The sequence below is a fragment of the Bradyrhizobium sp. BRP20 genome (assembly GCF_020194215.1).
In the GTDB taxonomy this organism is placed as follows: domain Bacteria; phylum Pseudomonadota; class Alphaproteobacteria; order Rhizobiales; family Xanthobacteraceae; genus Bradyrhizobium; species Bradyrhizobium yuanmingense.
Genome location: NZ_JADYVY010000012.1, coordinates 58,745 through 76,681, shown reverse-complemented (window position 1 = coordinate 76,681; position 17,937 = coordinate 58,745). Strand labels below are relative to the sequence as shown.

General features: G+C 58.6%; 17 protein-coding genes and 2 pseudogenes. 6 read left to right on the top strand and 13 right to left on the bottom strand.

Features of this window, described 5'->3' with window-relative positions; translation table 11 throughout:
* The first annotated feature begins 592 nt into the window (after positions 1-592).
* The 4 genes and pseudogenes from I6F33_RS25640 (at position 593) to I6F33_RS25625 (ending at position 3,535) form a co-directional block, all read left to right on the top strand.
* The gene (locus I6F33_RS25640) at positions 593-1,216 is read left to right on the top strand and encodes an ATP-binding cassette domain-containing protein (RefSeq protein WP_225144495.1); all 624 of its coding nucleotides are present in this window, start codon (positions 593-595) and stop codon (positions 1,214-1,216) included.
* A gap of 489 nt (positions 1,217-1,705) precedes the next feature.
* Positions 1,706-2,253, top strand: a pseudogene (locus I6F33_RS38640) (DUF2478 domain-containing protein).
* Positions 2,254-2,425: 172 nt separating this feature from the next.
* Positions 2,426-2,980, top strand: a complete 555-nt coding sequence (locus tag I6F33_RS25630) for a peroxiredoxin (protein ID WP_225129540.1) — start codon at positions 2,426-2,428, stop codon at positions 2,978-2,980.
* 6 nt (positions 2,981-2,986) lie between these two features.
* Positions 2,987-3,535: a carboxymuconolactone decarboxylase family protein gene (locus tag I6F33_RS25625; RefSeq protein WP_225129542.1), complete on the top strand. Its 549-nt coding sequence runs from the start codon at positions 2,987-2,989 to the stop codon at positions 3,533-3,535.
* 237 nt (positions 3,536-3,772) lie between these two features.
* Here I6F33_RS25625 and I6F33_RS25620 read toward each other — a convergent pair whose 3' ends face one another.
* The 7 genes from I6F33_RS25620 to nifH all read right to left on the bottom strand — a co-directional run bounded on the left by I6F33_RS25620 (position 3,773) and on the right by nifH (position 11,633).
* Positions 3,773-4,069: a ferredoxin family protein gene (locus I6F33_RS25620; protein WP_027571403.1), complete on the bottom strand. Its 297-nt coding sequence runs from the start codon at positions 4,067-4,069 to the stop codon at positions 3,773-3,775.
* Between the two features lie 38 nt (positions 4,070-4,107).
* Positions 4,108-5,415 carry an FAD-dependent oxidoreductase gene (locus I6F33_RS25615; protein ID WP_225144563.1) on the bottom strand — a complete coding sequence of 436 codons (1,308 nt, stop codon included), beginning with the start codon at positions 5,413-5,415 and terminating at the stop codon, positions 4,108-4,110.
* A gap of 11 nt (positions 5,416-5,426) precedes the next feature.
* A complete protein-coding gene (locus tag I6F33_RS25610) occupies positions 5,427-6,539 on the bottom strand; it encodes an electron transfer flavoprotein subunit alpha/FixB family protein (protein ID WP_225129546.1) in 1,113 nt (370 codons plus the stop codon).
* 970 nt (positions 6,540-7,509) lie between these two features.
* A complete protein-coding gene (nifW, locus tag I6F33_RS25605) occupies positions 7,510-7,851 on the bottom strand; it encodes a nitrogenase stabilizing/protective protein NifW (RefSeq protein WP_225144494.1) in 342 nt (113 codons plus the stop codon).
* 474 nt (positions 7,852-8,325) lie between these two features.
* A complete protein-coding gene (gene nifV, locus I6F33_RS25600) occupies positions 8,326-9,513 on the bottom strand; it encodes a homocitrate synthase (protein WP_225129642.1) in 1,188 nt (395 codons plus the stop codon).
* A 295-nt stretch (positions 9,514-9,808) separates the two neighbouring features.
* Positions 9,809-10,600, bottom strand: coding sequence for a nitrogen fixation protein NifQ (locus I6F33_RS25595; RefSeq protein ID WP_225144562.1), 792 nt, complete (start codon positions 10,598-10,600; stop codon positions 9,809-9,811).
* A gap of 148 nt (positions 10,601-10,748) precedes the next feature.
* Entirely contained in the window at positions 10,749-11,633 is an 885-nt protein-coding gene (nifH, locus tag I6F33_RS25590) for a nitrogenase iron protein (RefSeq protein WP_027571409.1), read from the bottom strand.
* 410 nt (positions 11,634-12,043) lie between these two features.
* On the opposite strand from nifH, the gene I6F33_RS25585 reads away from it, so the two are divergent.
* Both I6F33_RS25585 and I6F33_RS25575 read left to right on the top strand, forming a co-directional pair.
* Entirely contained in the window at positions 12,044-12,202 is a 159-nt protein-coding gene (locus I6F33_RS25585) for a hypothetical protein (protein WP_225129550.1), read from the top strand.
* An 874-nt stretch (positions 12,203-13,076) separates the two neighbouring features.
* Entirely contained in the window at positions 13,077-13,808 is a 732-nt protein-coding gene (locus tag I6F33_RS25575) for an OmpW family protein (protein ID WP_225144493.1), read from the top strand.
* A gap of 442 nt (positions 13,809-14,250) precedes the next feature.
* On the opposite strand, the gene I6F33_RS25570 is transcribed toward I6F33_RS25575, so the two are convergent.
* From I6F33_RS25570 to I6F33_RS25545, 6 genes and pseudogenes are all read right to left on the bottom strand, one after another.
* Positions 14,251-14,598: a ferredoxin gene (locus I6F33_RS25570; RefSeq protein WP_225129554.1), complete on the bottom strand. Its 348-nt coding sequence runs from the start codon at positions 14,596-14,598 to the stop codon at positions 14,251-14,253.
* Between the two features lie 1,166 nt (positions 14,599-15,764).
* Positions 15,765-16,238: a Rieske 2Fe-2S domain-containing protein gene (locus I6F33_RS25565; RefSeq protein ID WP_225129556.1), complete on the bottom strand. Its 474-nt coding sequence runs from the start codon at positions 16,236-16,238 to the stop codon at positions 15,765-15,767.
* Complete coding sequence (locus tag I6F33_RS25560; RefSeq protein ID WP_225129557.1) at positions 16,235-16,456, bottom strand: hypothetical protein; 222 nt, start codon at positions 16,454-16,456, stop codon at positions 16,235-16,237. The genes I6F33_RS25565 and I6F33_RS25560 overlap by 4 nt, the downstream gene beginning before the upstream one ends.
* 267 nt (positions 16,457-16,723) lie before the next feature.
* A pseudogene (locus I6F33_RS25555) lies at positions 16,724-17,223 on the bottom strand (aminotransferase class I/II-fold pyridoxal phosphate-dependent enzyme); the annotation flags it as partial.
* 41 nt (positions 17,224-17,264) lie between these two features.
* Positions 17,265-17,534: a DUF6129 family protein gene (locus tag I6F33_RS25550; protein ID WP_225129559.1), complete on the bottom strand. Its 270-nt coding sequence runs from the start codon at positions 17,532-17,534 to the stop codon at positions 17,265-17,267.
* 34 nt (positions 17,535-17,568) lie between these two features.
* Positions 17,569-17,928, bottom strand: a complete 360-nt coding sequence (locus I6F33_RS25545) for a DUF3024 domain-containing protein (protein WP_225129561.1) — start codon at positions 17,926-17,928, stop codon at positions 17,569-17,571.
* Positions 17,929-17,937 lie beyond the last annotated feature (9 nt).

The following is a 17,937-nucleotide window of genomic DNA, read 5'->3' as shown; positions in this document are numbered from 1 at the left end:
TAGACGCGCAGATATTCATTGAAGCGGCACGCGGATTGCTGGGCAGGGATCAACCAGTCGCGACGGCGGAGCCGGAGTTCCAATGAGGCTTATCCGATTCATCCTGATCGATCTAGCTTTGATGCTGCTCGCACCCGAGAATGCAGGGGCCACGACTATGGCGACCGGCGCAAACTTCAAATCGGCTAGCAACGCTGTGGGAGGCTTGATGCGGACTTCTGATCCCGAGCCAGTATTCAGCTCTGGCGCGAGCCGAAATCTTTACCGTCAAACCTCTCAAGCCCGGCCATTTGGACATTCAGCAGAAGCCCTCGGCTTTGCCAAGCAGGCTGAGAACGTCGCGTTGCTAGGTGTCTCATTGGCAAGCGCAACCGGGCAGCGTCCGATTGTCACAATCCTCGCGGCTGGGAGATGAAGAAGCCTCTGGTCTTAACTCCGTTCTGCAGTTCGCCGCCGCACCTTATGCCCTCACCCGAGTAGAGACGCCGTGCTGGAGCGGCACGGACTGGATTTTCGGAGGCATGGTCATGATCTCCATTGCAGTGATTGTGCTCGTGTCTTGGATGGGAAGATACAGCACCGGCGCAGGTTCATGAGAGAAGCAAAAGCGGGCCATATAGCGGTTACGTTCAACGGCTCTCTCGCAAACATTCCGCTAGATGCGCAATTCAGCGTACCAGCCAAAGGCGTCACAGCGACTTTGGGTCCGCCCGGGTGCGGCAAGACCACACTCGCGCGCTGCATCGCTGGCGTGCAGCGTCTGCCGAACGCATTTTGTGCGGTCGATGGAGCGATTTGGCAGGATGAGACGACATTTCGACCGCCTCATCTGCGTCCCGTCGCATATGTATTCCAGCTACCAATTCTTTTCTCTCATTGGTCTGTACGGCGCACCCTTCTACATAACGCGTCAAAATCGACACCGACACTGATCGATTTTGATGGTGTGGTCGAATTACTCGCCTTGGCGCCACTGCTCGAGCGTTCGCCATCGCATCTTTCCGCGGCCGAGCGACAGCGACTTGCGCTTGGCGGCGCGTTGTTAGGCCAGCCTAGGCTGCATTTGCTGGACGATCCACTCGTTGTGCTCGACCGCTCCGCCAAATGCGAGATCCTACCATTTCTCGAGCGCCTGCGGGAACAGCTCCCACTGCCGATGATCTACATCAGCCATGACATCGCTGTTTCGAGCGTTTTTCCGATCATCTTGTCATGATGAAAGATGGCGTCATGACTGCGGCAGGGCCGCTCAATGTCGTTTAGAGCGATCCGGCGCTTGCCAGGCGCCGCGACGCGGCAGTCTGTCTTGATACCGTGGTCGGCGGCTACGGACGCTATGGGCTGATCATGCTCCGCCTAGAGGGGGCACGCCTTCTGATACCTGGAGTGCCGCTTAGACCGGGCGCGCAGCTGCGGCTCCGCATCGCAGCCGGCGACGTCAGCATTGCGTGTGAGCGCCCGCGTGCAAGCTCTATCCTCAACGTATTTCCGGCACGCACAAAGCCTCTCTGCCGTTCGACGAGGCAGAGGTCACCTTCTTCTGACTGTTGAAATTGGCCGTTCTGGCGTAGCTCTTGGCGCGCATCACGCGCCGGTCCTTTGATGCGCTACGGCTCAGCGATGGAGCGGACGTATTCGCCGAGGTCGCTCGCGCCGTTCCGCTTGCGGCTGCCGAGCGGTGCTTGCAACACCCGCCACGACCCGCATGAGAACGTCGACAGCTATTCCCCGAAAAGAGAAACACATCAACAGGATCCCAGCCGTGATCGACGATCTGGATCAGATACGTCCGTATAGTGTGGGGGCAATTCGCTACCGCCCAAAAGACGATGCCGATAGGCTACTCGCCCAGTTCGCTCAGGATATCGCGCAGCAAGGCCTACGCTTCGGCGGCATCGTGCAGCGACACTCGATGCGTGCAAATGTGACGCACGTCATGCTCACAATCGACGTTGCGACGGGACAAGAGATCTCGATCTCCCAGCCACTCAGCAGCGGAGGTCCTGTAATCTCGGTACAAATGCGCTTGCCAAGGCCGCAGCTGTCCTTTCCCAGGCACTTCGCAACAAGTTCGATCTTCTCATGACCAACAAATTCGCCAGACAAGAAGCAGCTGGCCGGGGCCTGCGCGCCGAATTCGTTGACGCGATCACCCGAGGTGTAGTCCTGACGGCCGTTCCGAAGAAATGCCTTGCCGACTGGCGACCCTTCAGCGCGGGCGTTGGCACGCTGCTGCCTTGTGATCGTAAATAGTTGGAGCGAAGCGCTTGGCTACTGATTTTTCAGAACTTAGCGCTGATCGACTCTCCAAGCGCGCGAGCATGCTCGTATCAAAGCCGCTGGAATCCACTCCCGAGAACGGATGGCATATAGTTTGCTTCAACAGTGAAATCACGATCTACAAAAGCAAATTTGTGAGGACAGCATGCTCGGAATTGGAAGTCAGTTGCCGCCGTTCGAAATCACAGGCGTGAAGCCCGGTTTTCAAGCGCAGGAAGAAGGAGGACAGAGTGCATTCGAGACACTGACCGAGGCGAGTTTTGCAGAAAAATGGAAGGTCATCTTCTTCTATCCCAAGGATTTTACCTTCGTCTGCCCGACAGAGATCGCTGAGTTTGCGCGGCTCTCCAAGGAATTCGCCGACCGCGATGCGATTGTACTCGGTGGTTCGACTGACAACGAGTTCTGCAAGCTCGCTTGGCGGCGTTCACATGTCGACCTGCACAATCTGCCAATCTGGCAGTTTGCAGACACAAAGGGAACGCTCGTCGATGGTCTTGGCGTGCGTTCACCTGAAGGGGTTGCTTATCGTTACACCTTTATTGTTGACCCCCAAAATACGATCCAGCACGTCTATGCGACTAATCTCAGTGTCGGGCGCAGTCCTAAGGACACGCTCCGCGTTTTGGACGCGCTGCAAACCGACGAGCTCTGTCCCTGCAACCGCGAAATCGGCGGCGAAACCTTGAAGGTTGCTTGAGGCAGCATGTCGTCGATCGAACAACTAAGCGACAGGATTCCAGATTTTGCGAAGGATGTCAGGCTTAACTTGACCTCCTTGGTGGCCGATGAGACGCTTTCGCCACAGCAAAAATACGGGCTGCTGCTGGCGAGCGCTATTGCCACCCGCAACGCAGCCCTGATTGCCGCGATCGAATCGGCTGCCGCCGCCGTGATGACATCTGTGGCGATCGCCGCAGCAAAAGCCGCAGCCTCCCTCATGGCAATGAACAACGTTTACTACCGCTTCGCTCACCTCGTTTCCAACTCGCAATACAAGACGATGCCGCCACGGCTGCGTATGAACATCATCGGCAATCCCGGCGTCGACAAGTCCGATTTCGAGCTGTGGTCGCTTGCGGTCTCGGCCATAAACGGCTGCGGTGCTTGCATCGATGCCCATGAGAAGACACTGAGAGCCGCGGGCGTCAGTTCCGAAGCGATCCAGACCGCCGTACGCTTTGCCGCGATCATGCAGTCAGTGGCGATCGCAATCGAGGCCGCTGGGCCCACCCCCTCTCGGGCGAGGGGCTGATCCTTCTTCTGCCATACGATCGACTGCGTTGTGGCGCCACTCAGTGACGCCACAACGAGCCCTTTGTGGCTCCCGAACGAGCGGGACATCTGCAAATCATGTCTTGCGCAGCGTCCGCATGAAGAGCGTCTTGCTCGAATTCCAGGCGCCGTGCAACTGACGCGGAATGCGCCACACATGCGGTGAGATCCTATCGCCTAACCTCGGTCGCACCACGGCCCGCCCTTTTTTCCACCATCACCCAAACTTGAACAGCACTCCATATCCGCCGCGCGGATGGCTCCATTCGATGTCGCCGGTGGGCTCGGCGATCACGCGGCAGGTACCGCACTCGATGCAGCCGTCAACGGTTATCTCGACCTGGCCGTCGTCATTGAGCTCGTAGCATCGCGCGGGGCAGGCTTTCAAAAGTGCAAGTAGCTGCGGCGATGGCGTCGTGTGCGCACGGACCTTGACGTGAGGATGACCGATGTCGACAAGATAGCGGTTGTAATACAGCTTGTCTTCGACGCGCACTGGGGGTTCGACATTCATGCTTTGACCTTCCATTGTTAGCCTTCACGCTGTCCCGGTCAGCGCCAGGCCCGTGCAAAACGATAAGCATCGCCGAACAGACCTGTCCATGACCTCGCCTTGGCAAAGGATTTCAGGGTCGCCTTCTCCTTCTCAGCCTTGGGCGTACCATCGACGCGCACAAAGTTTTGCATCGCCTTGGAGATGAGCTGCGGATACGTGAGAAAGAAGTTTTGTGAGTGCGTATGCATCAGGGGCGGCAAATCCTTGTACTTCTTTAGATCTTTGATGACGAAGGAGTCGTCCAGCATCTTCTTGTAGATCGCCAGATTTGTTGCACTCATCGGCTCGCCGCGCGATTTCACCAGACCTATCGCTTCGGCGGCGATACGGCCGGAAGTCATCGCGAGATTGGAGCCCTCTCGATGAATGGCATTGTTGAGTTGGGCCGCATCGCCCACGACGACCCAGCCTTCGCCATAAAGCTGCGGGATCGACTTGTACCCGCCTTCAGGAATGAGATGCGCCGAATATTCCTTGACTTCGGACCCTGCTATCAGGGGCGCCACAGAAGGATGCCTCTTGAATTGATCGAGCAGGCCGTAGGGCGTCCCGCCCGTGCGCTGGAAGTCGGCAACGAGACAACCGATGCCGAGCGAAATGCACTCTTTGTTGGCATAGATGAAACCCATCCCTGTCATGCCGTGGGAAATGGTACCGGCCGCCTCGATCACGACGCCTTCATCGCCCTTGAGATTGAAGCGCGCCTCGATAGTCTCGCGAGGCAAGAAGTGCATCTCCTTCACCGCGAGCGCAACGTTATCGGGTCTCGGCCGCGCGCGCAGGCCCGCGCGCGTCCCGAGCAGGCCATTGACCCCCTCGGCCAGCACGACGACATCGGCATGTATTTCGCCGTCTCGGCGATCTGTACGAACACCGACGATTCTTTCACGCTCGTCCCGTACAAGCTCGGTGACGGTCGTCTCGCACAGCACGGTCGCGCCAGCCTCCCGCACCTTGGAAGAGAACCATTTGTCAAACTGGGCCCGTATAATCGTATACCGGTTCGGCCGTTCCTCGTTGAAGTCGTCTGAGCGGTAATGCATGCCGACATGGGAGCGATCGTCCATCATCCAGAACCGCTGCTCGATCAGATGACGTTCGAGCGGCGCCTCCTCTCGAAACTCGGGGACCAGCTTTTCCATCATGTCGGCATAGAGGATGGCGCCCTGCACATTCTTCGATCCGGGATATTCGCCCCGCTCGAGCTGCAGCACCTTCATGCCGCGTTTGGCCATGGTCAATGCCGCCGCATTGCCGGCCATACCGGCTCCGACCACGATCGCATCGAATCTCTCTTCAATCATCATCATCTCCTCTAGGCCGTCGCGATCCGGGCGCGCGAATTCGGCAAAAGCCGGGCGCGAAATGCGGCCGTGAGCGAGGGTAGCAATTGCATGGCGTCACTGACGATCGCGAGATGGGCGAAGTCGAAGATCGGAGCGTTCTTGTCAGTATTGACGGCGACGATCAGATCCGCGCCCTCCACACCAACCCGGTGCTGGATCGCGCCGGAAATGCCGGCGGCAATATAGAGCTTTGGCCGGATGGTCTTGCCCGTCTGGCCGATTTGCCGGTCAGACGTGACCCAGCCTTTTTGCACCAGAGGACGCGAGCAGCCATATTCAGCGCCAAGCAGCGTTGCGAGCTCGCGCACCAACCGAAAGTTCTCAGGCGATCCCAGTCCCAGACCGCCCGCAACCACGACATCGGCATAGGCCAAATTGGACGTTTCTGCATCGCGGTCGGGTAGGAACGACAATATTTTTGTGACAATATCGTCTTCGATAAGACCGAGCGGATGGACGATGATACGAGCGGCATCGCGTACGACGCGCTCAGGCATCGGCATGACCCGCGGGCGGACGGTTGCCATCTGCGGACGATAGTTCAAAGTATAGATTGTGCAGAGCAGCGAGCCGCCAAAGGTCGGACGCGTTGCCGCAAGCGAACCATCGGCGTCGACGTCCAGCGCGGTGCAGTCGGCAGTGAGCCCGGTCGACAGGGTCGTCGCCACGGAACCTGCGAGATCGCGACCGAGCGTCGTCGCCCCCAATAGCAGGATCTCGGGCTTGTATGTGTTGACGAGTTCGGTTAGCGCTTTTGTATAGGATTCGTTGCGGTAATCCGACAAAACATTGTCGCTCACGAGATAGGCCAGATCGGCGCCATAGCAAAAGGCATCAAGCGCGGCGTTACGTGTGTGCTGCCCCTCCGGACCGATAACGACAGCGGCAAGATTCACTTTTAGCCTGTCGGCAAGCCTGCGCCCCGCCCCCATGAGTTCCCAGGAAACCGGATGCACCTGGCCGCGCTCCAGCTCAACAAAGACCCAAACGTGTTTGTACGCCTTAAAGTGCTCCGGCAGTTCCTTTTTTGCTGCTGCGCGGCCGGCCGCCGCCGGCATGGCCGTTCTGGTGACATTGCTCATACTCAAAATTCCTCTCAAAGATAGGCGCGCCCGCGCCACAGGTCGCTTTTTAGCTTCGTTGACTGAAGATCACTTTTGGTCAGCAGGTGGCCGGTTGCTCTGCCCCGTCAGCTTGGTCCGACCGGCCGCACAACAAGACCCGTCGTCGCGATAGACGTACCGGTCCGGCCGGATTTGGAGAGGTCTTCCACACTGGCCCCTTGCGCGCCGGGTTCGACGAATGCGGCCGCGGTGATTCTGACCGGTCGCTTCCATGCCTGAGTTGGCGTGTCCGTTCGCTGCGCAATACCTGCGCCTCACTTTCGGCCCAGCGGCTCCACATTGACTGTGACGGCGAGGGCGATCCCCGCAACGCACCTGTCACGCAATCCATCCCGAGCCTCCAGCGCCGACAACCCGCATGCGCCGACCTTGGCCCTCTTCCTAACGTGCTGTCCGCCATGAGATGGATACAAATCTGAGCGGAATCGGGGGCCGATTTGATGGGGATGACGCTGTGCATACCCTCTCCAGGTGTAGCGCGAACGGGCGACTTATCCATTGACCACCATCTGACCGTCGATACGGAACTTCGATCGCGTCAAAGACCATTTCGAACGGACCTGCGCGATCGTAGGCCACGAGATGATGCCGCAGCGCTCGGCAGGCACTAAAAGCAGCATCATGGGTCTCCTTCAATCTCATCTCGGACCACTAGCATCTGTCGGCAGCGATGATCATACCGGCAGGACAACAGCAAGTGTCGTACCAGTTGCAAAAACCCTTGAAAGTCAGTCGAAAGTAATGGTTTGGGAGACACTTGAAATAGCCGCTGATACCGTGGACACGACCAGTCCAGACATGGGTCGGGAATACGACAGGCGCCGCTCGGGTCGTGGTTGCAGAGAGTTGACCCGGATAAGGACGAAGGCTGCACATCGGGTTGCCATGGCGCCCCGCCGGCAAACCTTGCTTGCAGTGGACCGCGAGATCACTTCAGCTCGCTCAACGGGACAAAGGCAGCGGCCTTCTTAGGGTCTGCGACGGCATCCTTCAAAACCTTGAACACTCGCTGGTCGATCGGTGACGATGCCACGAAATCGGCATAGGCCTGCTCCAGCATCGCCTTGCACCGAGCTCTGATTTCCGGCTCGGCGGCACCAGCAAATTGCTCTTTGGCAAGATACTGTCCCATGCGCTTTAAGATGTGAAGGCGCGCGACATTCACGATCTTAGGGTCGTAATCGACGCCTAGCAGCAAAAAAAAATCCTCTGCCGACGAGGCCTTGCTGAGCCGAACCAGGATACCGGCTGCCGGGGATGAGTTGATCATCGAAACTTCTCCTTCAGATTAGCTCTGGACGGTCAATGAGATGGGGTTGCGCCTGTTGACTGCTGCCGTCCTGCCTCGCACAGCTGATGCGCACGCCACAGCCCGACTCCGGAAAGCGGTGCTCTCAACTTCGCTGCCCAGATCGGCGGGTCCGCCGGTGACGAAGCCAGTCCCGATGAAGATCCGGGATCAATGGCCAAACCACGATCTAGGTTGACGCTCGTCAGGACGGTCGTCGGACCGGAAATCAGCCGCGCGAGAAGATGCCGATTGGCAGTCCGGGGACGGCTCGTCATTGGGTAGGAGATCACAGCATGTATGGCGGAACGGGAACTAAGATTTGGAGGTGAGATCGCGCCAGGGATCTGACGTGCGAAAGCTGGGCGCCGCTTGCGCCATCAGCGACATGGGACACTGTCCTTGCGGCGCGTCGGTTTGCGAAGGGTCGACGCAAACGTTGCTGGGCACGGCTTTTCACGCGGGCTGGGTTGCCAAGCATCCGCACACGTCGCGCCAGATCGCCGCCACGGTTTCGCGCTCGACTGGCAGCTTGTGCTCGATCGCATACTTGCGGACTTGCGACAGGATCTGCCTGGCTTGATCGTCGCTGGCGACGAGCTGCAGTTCATCGAGTAACGCGGTGATCGCCGCAAGTCCGGAATGCTTGCCGAACACAAAGCGGTTGCAGCGGCCAAGCAAAACGGGATCAAGCGATTGATAGGTGCGTCGATCCTTCAAAAGGCCAGCGACATGAATGCCGGATTCGTGCGTAAATACATGCTGTCCGACGATCGCCTTGTTCATAGGAATCGCACGTGCGGCCGCGGCTGCTACCACCGTGGCGACGTTCTCGAGCTCCCGGAGTATGATGCCGGTCTCGCGCCCGTAGAGCTGCTTGAGTGCGACCGCGATTTCCTCGAGCGGTGCATTTCCGGCCCGCTCGCCCAGCCCGATGACGGTCACTGAGGCGTGGCTCGCGCCAGCCCTGATGGCGGAGAGCGTGTTCGCGGTTGCGAGTCCTAAATCATCGTGACCGTGAAATTCGAGTTCGAGATCGGTTGTCGCACGCAAATTTCCGACCAGCGCGTAGGTCGCGTCGGGATCGAGCACACTGAGCGTATCTGCAATACGAAAACGACGCGCGCCCGCGGCTTCTGCAGTCGCCATCAGCCTGATGAGAAAATCAATGTCGGCGCGGGAGGAGTCCTCACCACCGACGGCGACCTCAAGTCCGCGCTCACAGGCATAGCCTACCACTCGCTTCACCCGTTCTAGCGCCAGGTCGCGATGACCACCTAGCTTGGCCGCGATCTGAACATCGGAGGTCGGGATCGAGATATTGATCATGGACACCTTTGCTTCGATCGCCGCGTCGACGTCAGATTCCCGCATCCGGCACCAGCCTATGGTGGTCAGCGGAAGATCTGCTTCGACAATGGCGCGGATGGCGGCGATCTCCTCGTTGCCCATCGCCGGCGTTCCCGCTTCGATCTCCGTGACTCCGGCCCGCGCCAGCGCCTGCGCGATCGCCAGCTTTTCCTCTGTGGTGAACGCAACGCCAGGTGCCTGCTCGCCGTCGCGCAATGTCGTGTCGTTGAGCACGGTAGGCTTGGCGCGCACCTGGTCGGACCAGGACGATTTGGCGGCGGTGCTGGCGGCAATCACGCGAGAGCTCCTCATTGTTTGACCTACCTACGCTTCAGCAACCAGCATGCCAGCCTGCCATCCCGTCCAACCCATTGACGAATGACCCCTTCCGTCCTCGACCTTCTTGAGCAAATGAATTGTCGCAAATGCGACAGGTCATGAAGCGGACGCCTTGCCTGTTGCTACGCCGAGTTCGAACGTTAGCAATTGCGGCTCGCCAGGATGTGAGAATTGTCGCGGTCCACTTGGGCCCGCCGCCGCCTTGGACACATGGTCACTCGCTCACATCGAAGCGGCGTCGGCCGCGCCCTCAACCTCCCGCGCGACTTACCAAATCCGGCGAGTCTTTCTCGGATGACGGGGCGATAGCGGACGCTCCTGGCAGTTCAGATGGACAGTCTCCGGCAACGACCGGCCGAGCCGCCCGGAACAGAAGATCGCGCCGGCGCTCGGCCATCCGGCTCTCACCGCTTTCTTCGCCGAAGCACAGGTTGAAGTCGTCACATTGCTTGCACACAGGTGTTGTGCACATCACGAGCCCTTCATTCTCGCAAAGCATGCGGTAGAAGAAACGCTTCCAGCGCATATTGTTGACATTGCGCGCGGCGAGCGGCGCGAAATGGCGGCTCAGCAGCCGAGAGAGTTCGCCACGATTGCGCAAGCCGAGCGCTTCCCACAGGTGGTCTGGCTCAATGGCACGGCGCGCGATCATCGCAGCCAGCCAGCGGCCGATATCCCCTTCCGTCGAGCGTTGCTCGAGCAAGAGATCGCGCAAAATTGCGATCTCGTCGTCCTCTTCGCACTCGAAATCCGAGAGCTGCTCCGCGAGCTTGATCTCAAGCGAGGGAAAGTACTGCTCCAGCAAGGCCACCAGTTCAAGGCCGGACAGGCCAGCCTTCTCGGGAAGAGAGCCACCATCCATTGTGGCAGCCGCCAGGATAGACGCCAGGACATGGCGATCGAGATCGCTGTCAATGGTAATATCGGCATCTGTAGGAGGCACACCGGTGAGCATGCGATAGGTTGCAATTCCCCTGTGCATCTGGCTGTTGATATCAACGGCACAAGCAGCCGGCGACGGAAGGAAGTGCGCTTCGAACATAATTTTGCGGGTTTCCACAATGGTCAGGTTTGCGTGCCGCATCCTGGTTTTGATCAGGGTCGATCGTCAGAATGCCGGCCTCCCGGGATGGGCGGTGAGGGAGACCGGCATCCGTCGCGCGCCTTTACAAGGCCGCGACTCGCGACCTTTACGAGGCCGCGAGTTCGGCGGCGGTCTTGCCGATGATGGATTCATCCACGGGCTTCATGATGCCATGCTCCATCAGCATGTCCTCGAGCTCGTCCATGGAGATTGGGGTCGGGATGATGCCTTTGCCGCCATTGTTATGAACCTTGGTCGCAAGATTGCGATAGTGATCGGCCTGCTTGGAATCGGGTGCATATTCAAGCACCGTCATGCGGCGTAACTCGGCATGCTGCACCACGTTGTCGCGTGGCACGAAGTAGATCAGCTGAGTGCCTAGCTTCTTGGCCAACGCTTCCGCCAGTTCCAGCTCCTTGTCGGTCTGCCGCTCGTTGCAGATCAGACCGCCCAGCCGCACGCCGCCAGAGTTCGCGTATTTCAGGATGCCCTTGGAAATGTTGTTCGCAGCATACATCGCCATCATCTCACCGGACATCACGATATAGATTTCCTGCGCCTTGTTCTCGCGGATTGGCATCGCAAAACCACCGCAAACGACGTCGCCGAGCACGTCGTATGAGACATAGTCAATGTTCTCGTAGGCTCCGTTCTCCTCCAGGAAATTGATCGAGGTGATGACGCCGCGGCCGGCGCAGCCGACACCCGGCTCAGGACCACCGGACTCCACGCAGCGAATGTCCTTGTAGCCGACCTTCATTACGTCCTCGAGCTCGAGGTCCTCAACGCTGCCGGCGCTCGCTGCAAGGCTCAAAATCGTGTCTTGCGCCTTGGCGTGCAGAATCAAGCGGGTCGAGTCCGCTTTCGGATCGCACCCTACAATCAGAATTTTCTGACCCATCTCGGCCAGCGCCGCCAGCGTGTTCTGCGAAGTGGTCGACTTGCCGATGCCGCCCTTCCCGTAGAACGCGATTTGTCTCAGTGAAGACATGTTGCTCTCCATCAACCGATTTGCCAAAAGTTGCGCGCTTCTTGCGCGCGAGCTTGTTTCTCTCTCAGAAACGGGGGCACACGGGTTCGAGGGAAGGAGCGCATCGCTCGTGTTACGCGTCGGCGTGCACTCAGCCCTCACTCAGTGTTGCTGTCGCTTATTAGCAACCGCCGTGCCAACGCTTGACCGCGCTCCTTAAGCTTCTGATTACGTTTCTAAAAAACACCAGCCGGTGAGTGAGGCCTTGGCTATTTTGGATCTGACAGGATCTGCGCGACTGTCAGAAAACTAACAACGACCACAACAATCTACGCGAAAAGCCGATTTGGCGAGACCTGTTCCGATGCCTTCTGGTGTGGAACGGCACTTTGTCCTCTTCTCGCAAGCCGGGCGATCCTAGGACAGTGAATATGCCGGTCGGGCTCGAAACCTGGCGGACCAGCCGCGAGTGTTGCAAATACGGTACGGCGCTTGATGCGCTGACATTGGAGATGATCGGCAAGAAATTCGAATGGGCTCCCGAAAGCAGCCGCGCCATGCCAATCGTTCAGCTCAGCGCGCCTACATAGGTATGTCGTGGCGACAATCATCTTTTATCAGAAGCCCGGCTGCGCCACTAACGCGCGTCAGATTCAAGCTGAAGTCCGACGTGATCGCCCGAGACATCTTGAAAGATTCATGGGATGCGGAGAAATTGCGCGGCTTCTTCGGCAATGTGCCGGTCAAAGCCTGGTTCAACCGAGCTGCCCCCCGTATCAAGTCAGGCGAAGTCAATCCGATACTATCGACCCGGCAAGCGCGCTCGCATTGATGATAGTCGATCCGCTCCTGATACGACGACCGCTGATCGACGTAGACGGGGCACGATGTGCCGGACTCGATCATGAGCCCGTGCTGTCCCTGCTTGGCGGCAACACGCAAGATGATCTCGGCGGATGCTTGCACGAAGCAAACCGTACGCGTTGTCCGCAGACGTGAGAAACGGGCGGAGGGTACCCACCGCTATCAAGCGAGGCAGAGATGCCGTTTCCCACTTCCGGCTTCCTTCACCGGTAGTAAGCGACGGGACCTTCCCTGAGACGCTCGCACGAGTGACTGCTCCGTAAGGGGCATCGCCTCTATTGCGCTAGAATGCCGCGCTTCTCGCCTGTGTAGTGTGTGAGAGGCCGCCGCAGTTGCCGCCTTTATCGCGCATGACCTCCGCGGCACGGATTGGATCACAGCACCAAGGCGAGAAGCGGTTTCTTGAAGACATTCTGCTCTATTCAATTGAATAACGATCAGAACAGATCACAACGCTTCGCGGCCGTGATCCTTATGCAACTTAGCGGCATAATTGCGCTATGGCCGCTCCCATTTGATCGGTATCAAATCCTCCGCCATTCCCCAGTGTCACAGAGATCTCGCGCGGCTCTTCGCGCCGATTTTGGAATGGAGAATTCGATGAGAACAAGGACAGTTCTGACGAGGGCATCGCTCCTCGCGCTCGCGACCTCGTTGGCCAGCATCTCGGTACAGGCTGCGGATCTGGGTCGGACGCCGGTCTACTATAAAGCGCCTCCGATCGAACCCTTCAATCCATGGATGATCCGCCTGCGCGTGCTTGGCGTTTTGCCGGATACCGCAGGCAGCTCGGTCAGCATCGCCGGGGCCCCCTCGCTGTCCTCACCAAGTTCTGGCCTTTCGATCAGCGATCAAGCCGTACCCGAGCTCGACATCACCTATTTCTTCACAAAAAACGTTGCCGCCGAACTCATTCTCGGCGTGACCAGCCATCACATCAGCGGCAATGGCGCGCTCACTGGCCTCGATATCGGCAAAGCCTGGCTGTTGCCGCCAACACTGACCCTGCAATATCACTTCACCGAATTCGGCGCGCTCAAACCCTATATCGGTGCGGGCATCAACTACACCGCATTCTTCAACCAATCGGCAGCCAATACGTCGCCCGCCGGTCTTGCGGTGACGGATTTGCACATCAGCAACCAATTCGGCGCGGCGGTCCAATTCGGCTTCGATTACATGCTTGATCGTCACTGGGGCCTCAACTTTGACGTGAAGAAGCTGTGGCTGCGGCCGGAGTACTCCGCGACCGTAAACAATGCGATTGCCGTCACCGGGCGCGCCAATATCGATCCATGGCTCGTCAGCGGCGGCGTCACTTACAGGTTCTGACGCTAGAACAGGAGCAGAATGGGGAATCCGTTTGATCATTCCGGACGTACGAGCTCATCGAGCGCGTCCCCTAACCTCACCGCTGTGCAAGCAGGGAGCGAGATGACGCGTCAAGGACGCGTCATCTCACGAGAAGCGGGGAGCCATTCGCAGCATTGCTCTCGCTGTAAGCTACGGATCGCGCGGCATGGAGTGACGGTACACAAACAGATCGACCCAGCATGTGTTCATATTCTTGTTCGCGTTGCAAAAGGCGCCATTTGCCGATCGGCCCGGAGAAAAAAGGCAACACCCGCGCCGAGGTCAATGACCTGCTGTTCGCAGACCCAGAGCGTGAGGCCTCCGCTCAACCTCAGACGATCCTAGCTCCGGGCGGCCAGCTCATGGACTGACAAGCCGTCCATGCTTGCTAGCCCGGGCACGTGGCCGCTGGGCGAAGCCTCTAGCTTCGCTTTAGCACCATCACAAGGCGGTCGACACGTTTGCCCTGCTTGAGGTGGGAGTTTACGATTTCGTCAACGTCCTCAGGCGTGGTCGCGCGATACCACACTCCATCGGGATAGACTACCATCAAGGGACCAGCGTTACAAAAGCCAAGGCAGCCTGCCATCGTGAAGCCAATATCGTTGAGGCCTTGCGCTTCGACCGCCTTGCTCATTCGATCCCACAGGGCTTGCGCGCCAAAGGCGCCACAGCTGCCGTGCGGATGAGTTGGCGGACGCTGCATGTTGCAGGCAAAGACATGATGCCTATAAAGTTGAGGAAGTTCGAATTCGGCTTCTGAGTTCATGCGCCTGTCCTGTGATCAATGGGCTTCATCTGAAAAGATGACAAGGTGCGAGCACGTCGCTCCCACAATCTCTTACGATTAAACGCTGCATCGAAGACTTTGATGCTACTGATTCCCACTCGCGCTTGCCAATGCTGGCGAAATGAGCGGGTGCCATAGTGGTTGTCATCGCTGAAGATCAGCGATAGACACCTTCGCGTCCGGATCAGCCTCTTTGATCAATTCCAACCTCTTCTGCCATCATCGCGACCTTTTTACTCCCGCATCACTTGCTCATCATTCAACTTCTCCAAAGCAAGTTGCACACCAGATGCGTAACGTTCGTTTGTCCAACGATCCCTTCCTTTTCGCGGCGCGACTCACAATTATTGCGCAGGTTGCGACAACGTCGTTCGCTTCTGTTTCGGACACGACAAAACTCGCATAGCATTTGACCTCCCGCCTCGGCCTGCTGCTGTGTTCCGTCGCTGCCGATCTATCGTTTGCTCAACAGATAGCGCCTGTCGCAAGAGCCCAACGAGACAGCGATGATTGCTGAGCCACCTTTGAGGCTGCAGACCAAGCCGGCCGCAATCCCGATTGGCAGGAACGTTAAACCGGCAACGCAGCGGCCCGCAGGCTTCCCACGATACACGTCAAGACGCGCTTGCAGCGGCAAATTTGCGACGAACAACGAGCACCTGCTCACATGCATTTGCTCCTAACGGGTCCTAGCTGACATCCGCTAAGGGCCTCGCACGAACGGAGTGGCATGGCAGTTGCAGCGCAGGCAATAACGCCAGCTGCGTCCGCCGGCCAAAGAGTTTTGACACAGGATCGTCATTCCTCCTCCCCAAACGGTCCTGTCAGTCTGGGCCCCACATTCTCCCAGCCCAGACGATGCCCTCGGCGAACTTCCAGCCGCCGGGGGCATTTCCCTCTCCAACATATCGCCTGCAGTAGGAAGCATGTCCTGCCTGCCCGCTCGATTTGGCGAGCTAGTGCAAGGGCAGCTTCTTGGTGCGACGGAGGTCGCGGAGTGGCAGGGCCGCAATCCGCGCAAGGTGCCCGTTTTGTCTCACAAATCAACAGCCGTGACACGCATCTGCCAACGCTCACGAGTACGACGGCTTCATCCGACGGCAAGGCGCCTCAAGCAGCTTGAGCATAACAAAGCGATAGGCCCGTTAGTCCGGATGGATCGTGATATCCATGGTTTCGTCGCTGTCCGCGAACGGGTCGGCAGACCGATCGTCCTCCAGCAGCCTGACGCCGCACAGGCAGACGTCACCTTCGATCACGGCGAGCGGTACCGGCTCAAGCGATTGTCCATCGCAGGGGCCGTCGATGCACATCCCAGTGTCGATCTCGAATCTTGCGCCGTGCCGGCCGCATCTGAGAAAGGAACGGTCTGACGAGAAAAACGCACCGGTGCCGATGTTAAGCCAGACGCTCTCATGCGGACAACGATTGACGTAACCAAAATAGTCGTTGCCGAAGGTGCGCACCACAATAATTGGAAACGGGCGGCTCTCGCCCCTATCATCGATCCGCGACAGGCTGAAGCCCATGGCCCCACTCCGCTCGAGGGCATCGGCCGGGCAGACGGCAAAAACCTCGGTCTTATCGCTCATCAGGTCGCCGATTATCGGTTCGCTCATCCCGGCCTCGCAGTTTCCTGCTTGAAGGCTTCGATCGCAGTCCGGCTCAGCCGAAAAATCCCGCGGCCACGAGCGAGCGGCCGATAAGCCGAGCTGGCACGGGCGTTCAGGACATCAAACCATTGGATCGGCGTGAGCTTCGCCGGACGCTCACTGATCTGGATCACCCTCCCGTCCGGACCGAAGCGGACGTGGATGATGACTTCTTGCGAGCTCATACCGATCACCTGTTTTGGCAACTCTAAGGATCCCGACCGTACACCGACGATCTCGACTCGGGCACCTTGGCGCGTGGGGGCTCAAGCCGCGCCTTAGACGCCGCGCCTTTTGTACTATCGAGCAGGTATTCTTCACCCGCTTGGAGCATTTCTCGCGCGGACTTAACACGAGTGCGTGCCTCCAACCGCACGGCGTGCTCCCGCATTTGTGTGGATCACGATCCGCACCAGGCAACGCTGCCACAAGCGACGTATGCTCAATCCGTCCTTGTAGCTCGATCCAATCGCCTCGGTGTAATCCTCCAAAAGCAGCAGCTGATGGCGCTGCGCGACCGCACGCAGTTCCGACCACGGCGCGGGATGACCGTTAGGATTGCCGGCGACAATCGCCCGCGTGTTGGCCGTGATGCGCTCTTTGGCCTTCGCTGGGACTAATGCTCCCGACCAATAATCGACATCTGCAAATACCACTCGTGCGCCCGCGAGACTGGTGGCATGCGCGGTTTCGCGAAAGGATAGGGCGAGGCGAAAACCTCCTGCCCCGGGCCGATGCCGAGCGCCTTCAGCGCAAGCAGGAGCCCGATGGTACCACTCGAGACCGCATCAGCATATTTGCGACCAAGATAGGCGGCGAAAGCGTGCTCAAACGCCTCAGTGATCCGCCCGTTGGAAATTTGCGGCGAACACAGCAGCGTCTCCACGGCAGAGAGCTCAGAGAAGGTGATATCGGAATCGAACAGTGGAATGAATGATGTATTCTCCTCCACAGTGTGCGCACCATCAAGCCGATACTCTGCTAGTTCAGTGCTCACCGCCGCACATTCCTTTTGGCCAATACGATGCCGGTCGCCCGCGTCGGATCGGCCGTAATCTGCACGCAGTGATCTGATCCATCGATCAGATGAAGGTCGAAACGCGGAAACTGCCGGAACGGCTGATCCGCCACATCCGACGCATCACAGCGCACCCAAGCAAGCTGTGGAAAGCGGTGCCGCAGCTCGACAAACGGACCCATCTCGGCGCGATCGGCTGCAAGCAGCCGCTCGATTTCGATCAATTCCTCCGCGGTGAGCGCCATCGTGGCTCCTCTATGACTCGTCAAAGGCGCGGCGTCATTGCCAGAACAGACGCTCCGGATCCGCATTCAATTCGTCGATTGCAGAAGTCAACCGATGGTAAAGGCTGTAAAATTCCCAGGTTCCTCGCGCGTGGTTCTTGCGAAACAGCTTCCAGATCCCGCTCACGGCATCATAATGAATCAGTGCGACATCGATGAGAGCGCCATCCTTGTCGATGTTGCGCGAGCAACAGGGGCTCTCGACGAGGTAGCCGCCCCTCACCGGCGTCACGTTCGGCGAGACGTAGAGATAACGCTTGCGCGAGCTCAAGCCGCGCTCGATCCGTTTGCGATCGAGTTCGTTGGGGTGAGGCACCAGCCCGGCCTTTACCGTTCTCATCAGCGCGGCATTCATCGCGAAGCC

What these genes read in the sequence shown, in the direction of transcription:
- I6F33_RS25640 (WP_225144495.1), top strand. Translation starts at nt 593, where the DNA reads ATGAGAGAAGCAAAAGCGGGCCATATAGCGGTTACGTTCAACGGCTCT.
- I6F33_RS25630 (WP_225129540.1), top strand. Translation starts at nt 2,426, where the DNA reads ATGCTCGGAATTGGAAGTCAGTTGCCGCCGTTCGAAATCACAGGCGTG.
- I6F33_RS25625 (WP_225129542.1), top strand. Translation starts at nt 2,987, where the DNA reads ATGTCGTCGATCGAACAACTAAGCGACAGGATTCCAGATTTTGCGAAG.
- I6F33_RS25620 (WP_027571403.1), bottom strand. Translation starts at nt 4,069, where the DNA reads ATGAATGTCGAACCCCCAGTGCGCGTCGAAGACAAGCTGTATTACAAC.
- I6F33_RS25615 (WP_225144563.1), bottom strand. Translation starts at nt 5,415, where the DNA reads ATGATTGAAGAGAGATTCGATGCGATCGTGGTCGGAGCCGGTATGGCC.
- I6F33_RS25610 (WP_225129546.1), bottom strand. Translation starts at nt 6,539, where the DNA reads ATGAGCAATGTCACCAGAACGGCCATGCCGGCGGCGGCCGGCCGCGCA.
- nifW (WP_225144494.1), bottom strand. Translation starts at nt 7,851, where the DNA reads ATGATCAACTCATCCCCGGCAGCCGGTATCCTGGTTCGGCTCAGCAAG.
- I6F33_RS25595 (WP_225144562.1), bottom strand. Translation starts at nt 10,600, where the DNA reads ATGTTCGAAGCGCACTTCCTTCCGTCGCCGGCTGCTTGTGCCGTTGAT.
- nifH (WP_027571409.1), bottom strand. Translation starts at nt 11,633, where the DNA reads ATGTCTTCACTGAGACAAATCGCGTTCTACGGGAAGGGCGGCATCGGC.
- I6F33_RS25585 (WP_225129550.1), top strand. Translation starts at nt 12,044, where the DNA reads ATGCCGGTCGGGCTCGAAACCTGGCGGACCAGCCGCGAGTGTTGCAAA.
- I6F33_RS25575 (WP_225144493.1), top strand. Translation starts at nt 13,077, where the DNA reads ATGAGAACAAGGACAGTTCTGACGAGGGCATCGCTCCTCGCGCTCGCG.
- I6F33_RS25570 (WP_225129554.1), bottom strand. Translation starts at nt 14,598, where the DNA reads ATGAACTCAGAAGCCGAATTCGAACTTCCTCAACTTTATAGGCATCAT.
- I6F33_RS25565 (WP_225129556.1), bottom strand. Translation starts at nt 16,238, where the DNA reads ATGAGCGAACCGATAATCGGCGACCTGATGAGCGATAAGACCGAGGTT.
- I6F33_RS25560 (WP_225129557.1), bottom strand. Translation starts at nt 16,456, where the DNA reads ATGAGCTCGCAAGAAGTCATCATCCACGTCCGCTTCGGTCCGGACGGG.
- I6F33_RS25550 (WP_225129559.1), bottom strand. Translation starts at nt 17,534, where the DNA reads ATGGCGCTCACCGCGGAGGAATTGATCGAAATCGAGCGGCTGCTTGCA.
- I6F33_RS25545 (WP_225129561.1), bottom strand. Translation starts at nt 17,928, where the DNA reads ATGAATGCCGCGCTGATGAGAACGGTAAAGGCCGGGCTGGTGCCTCAC.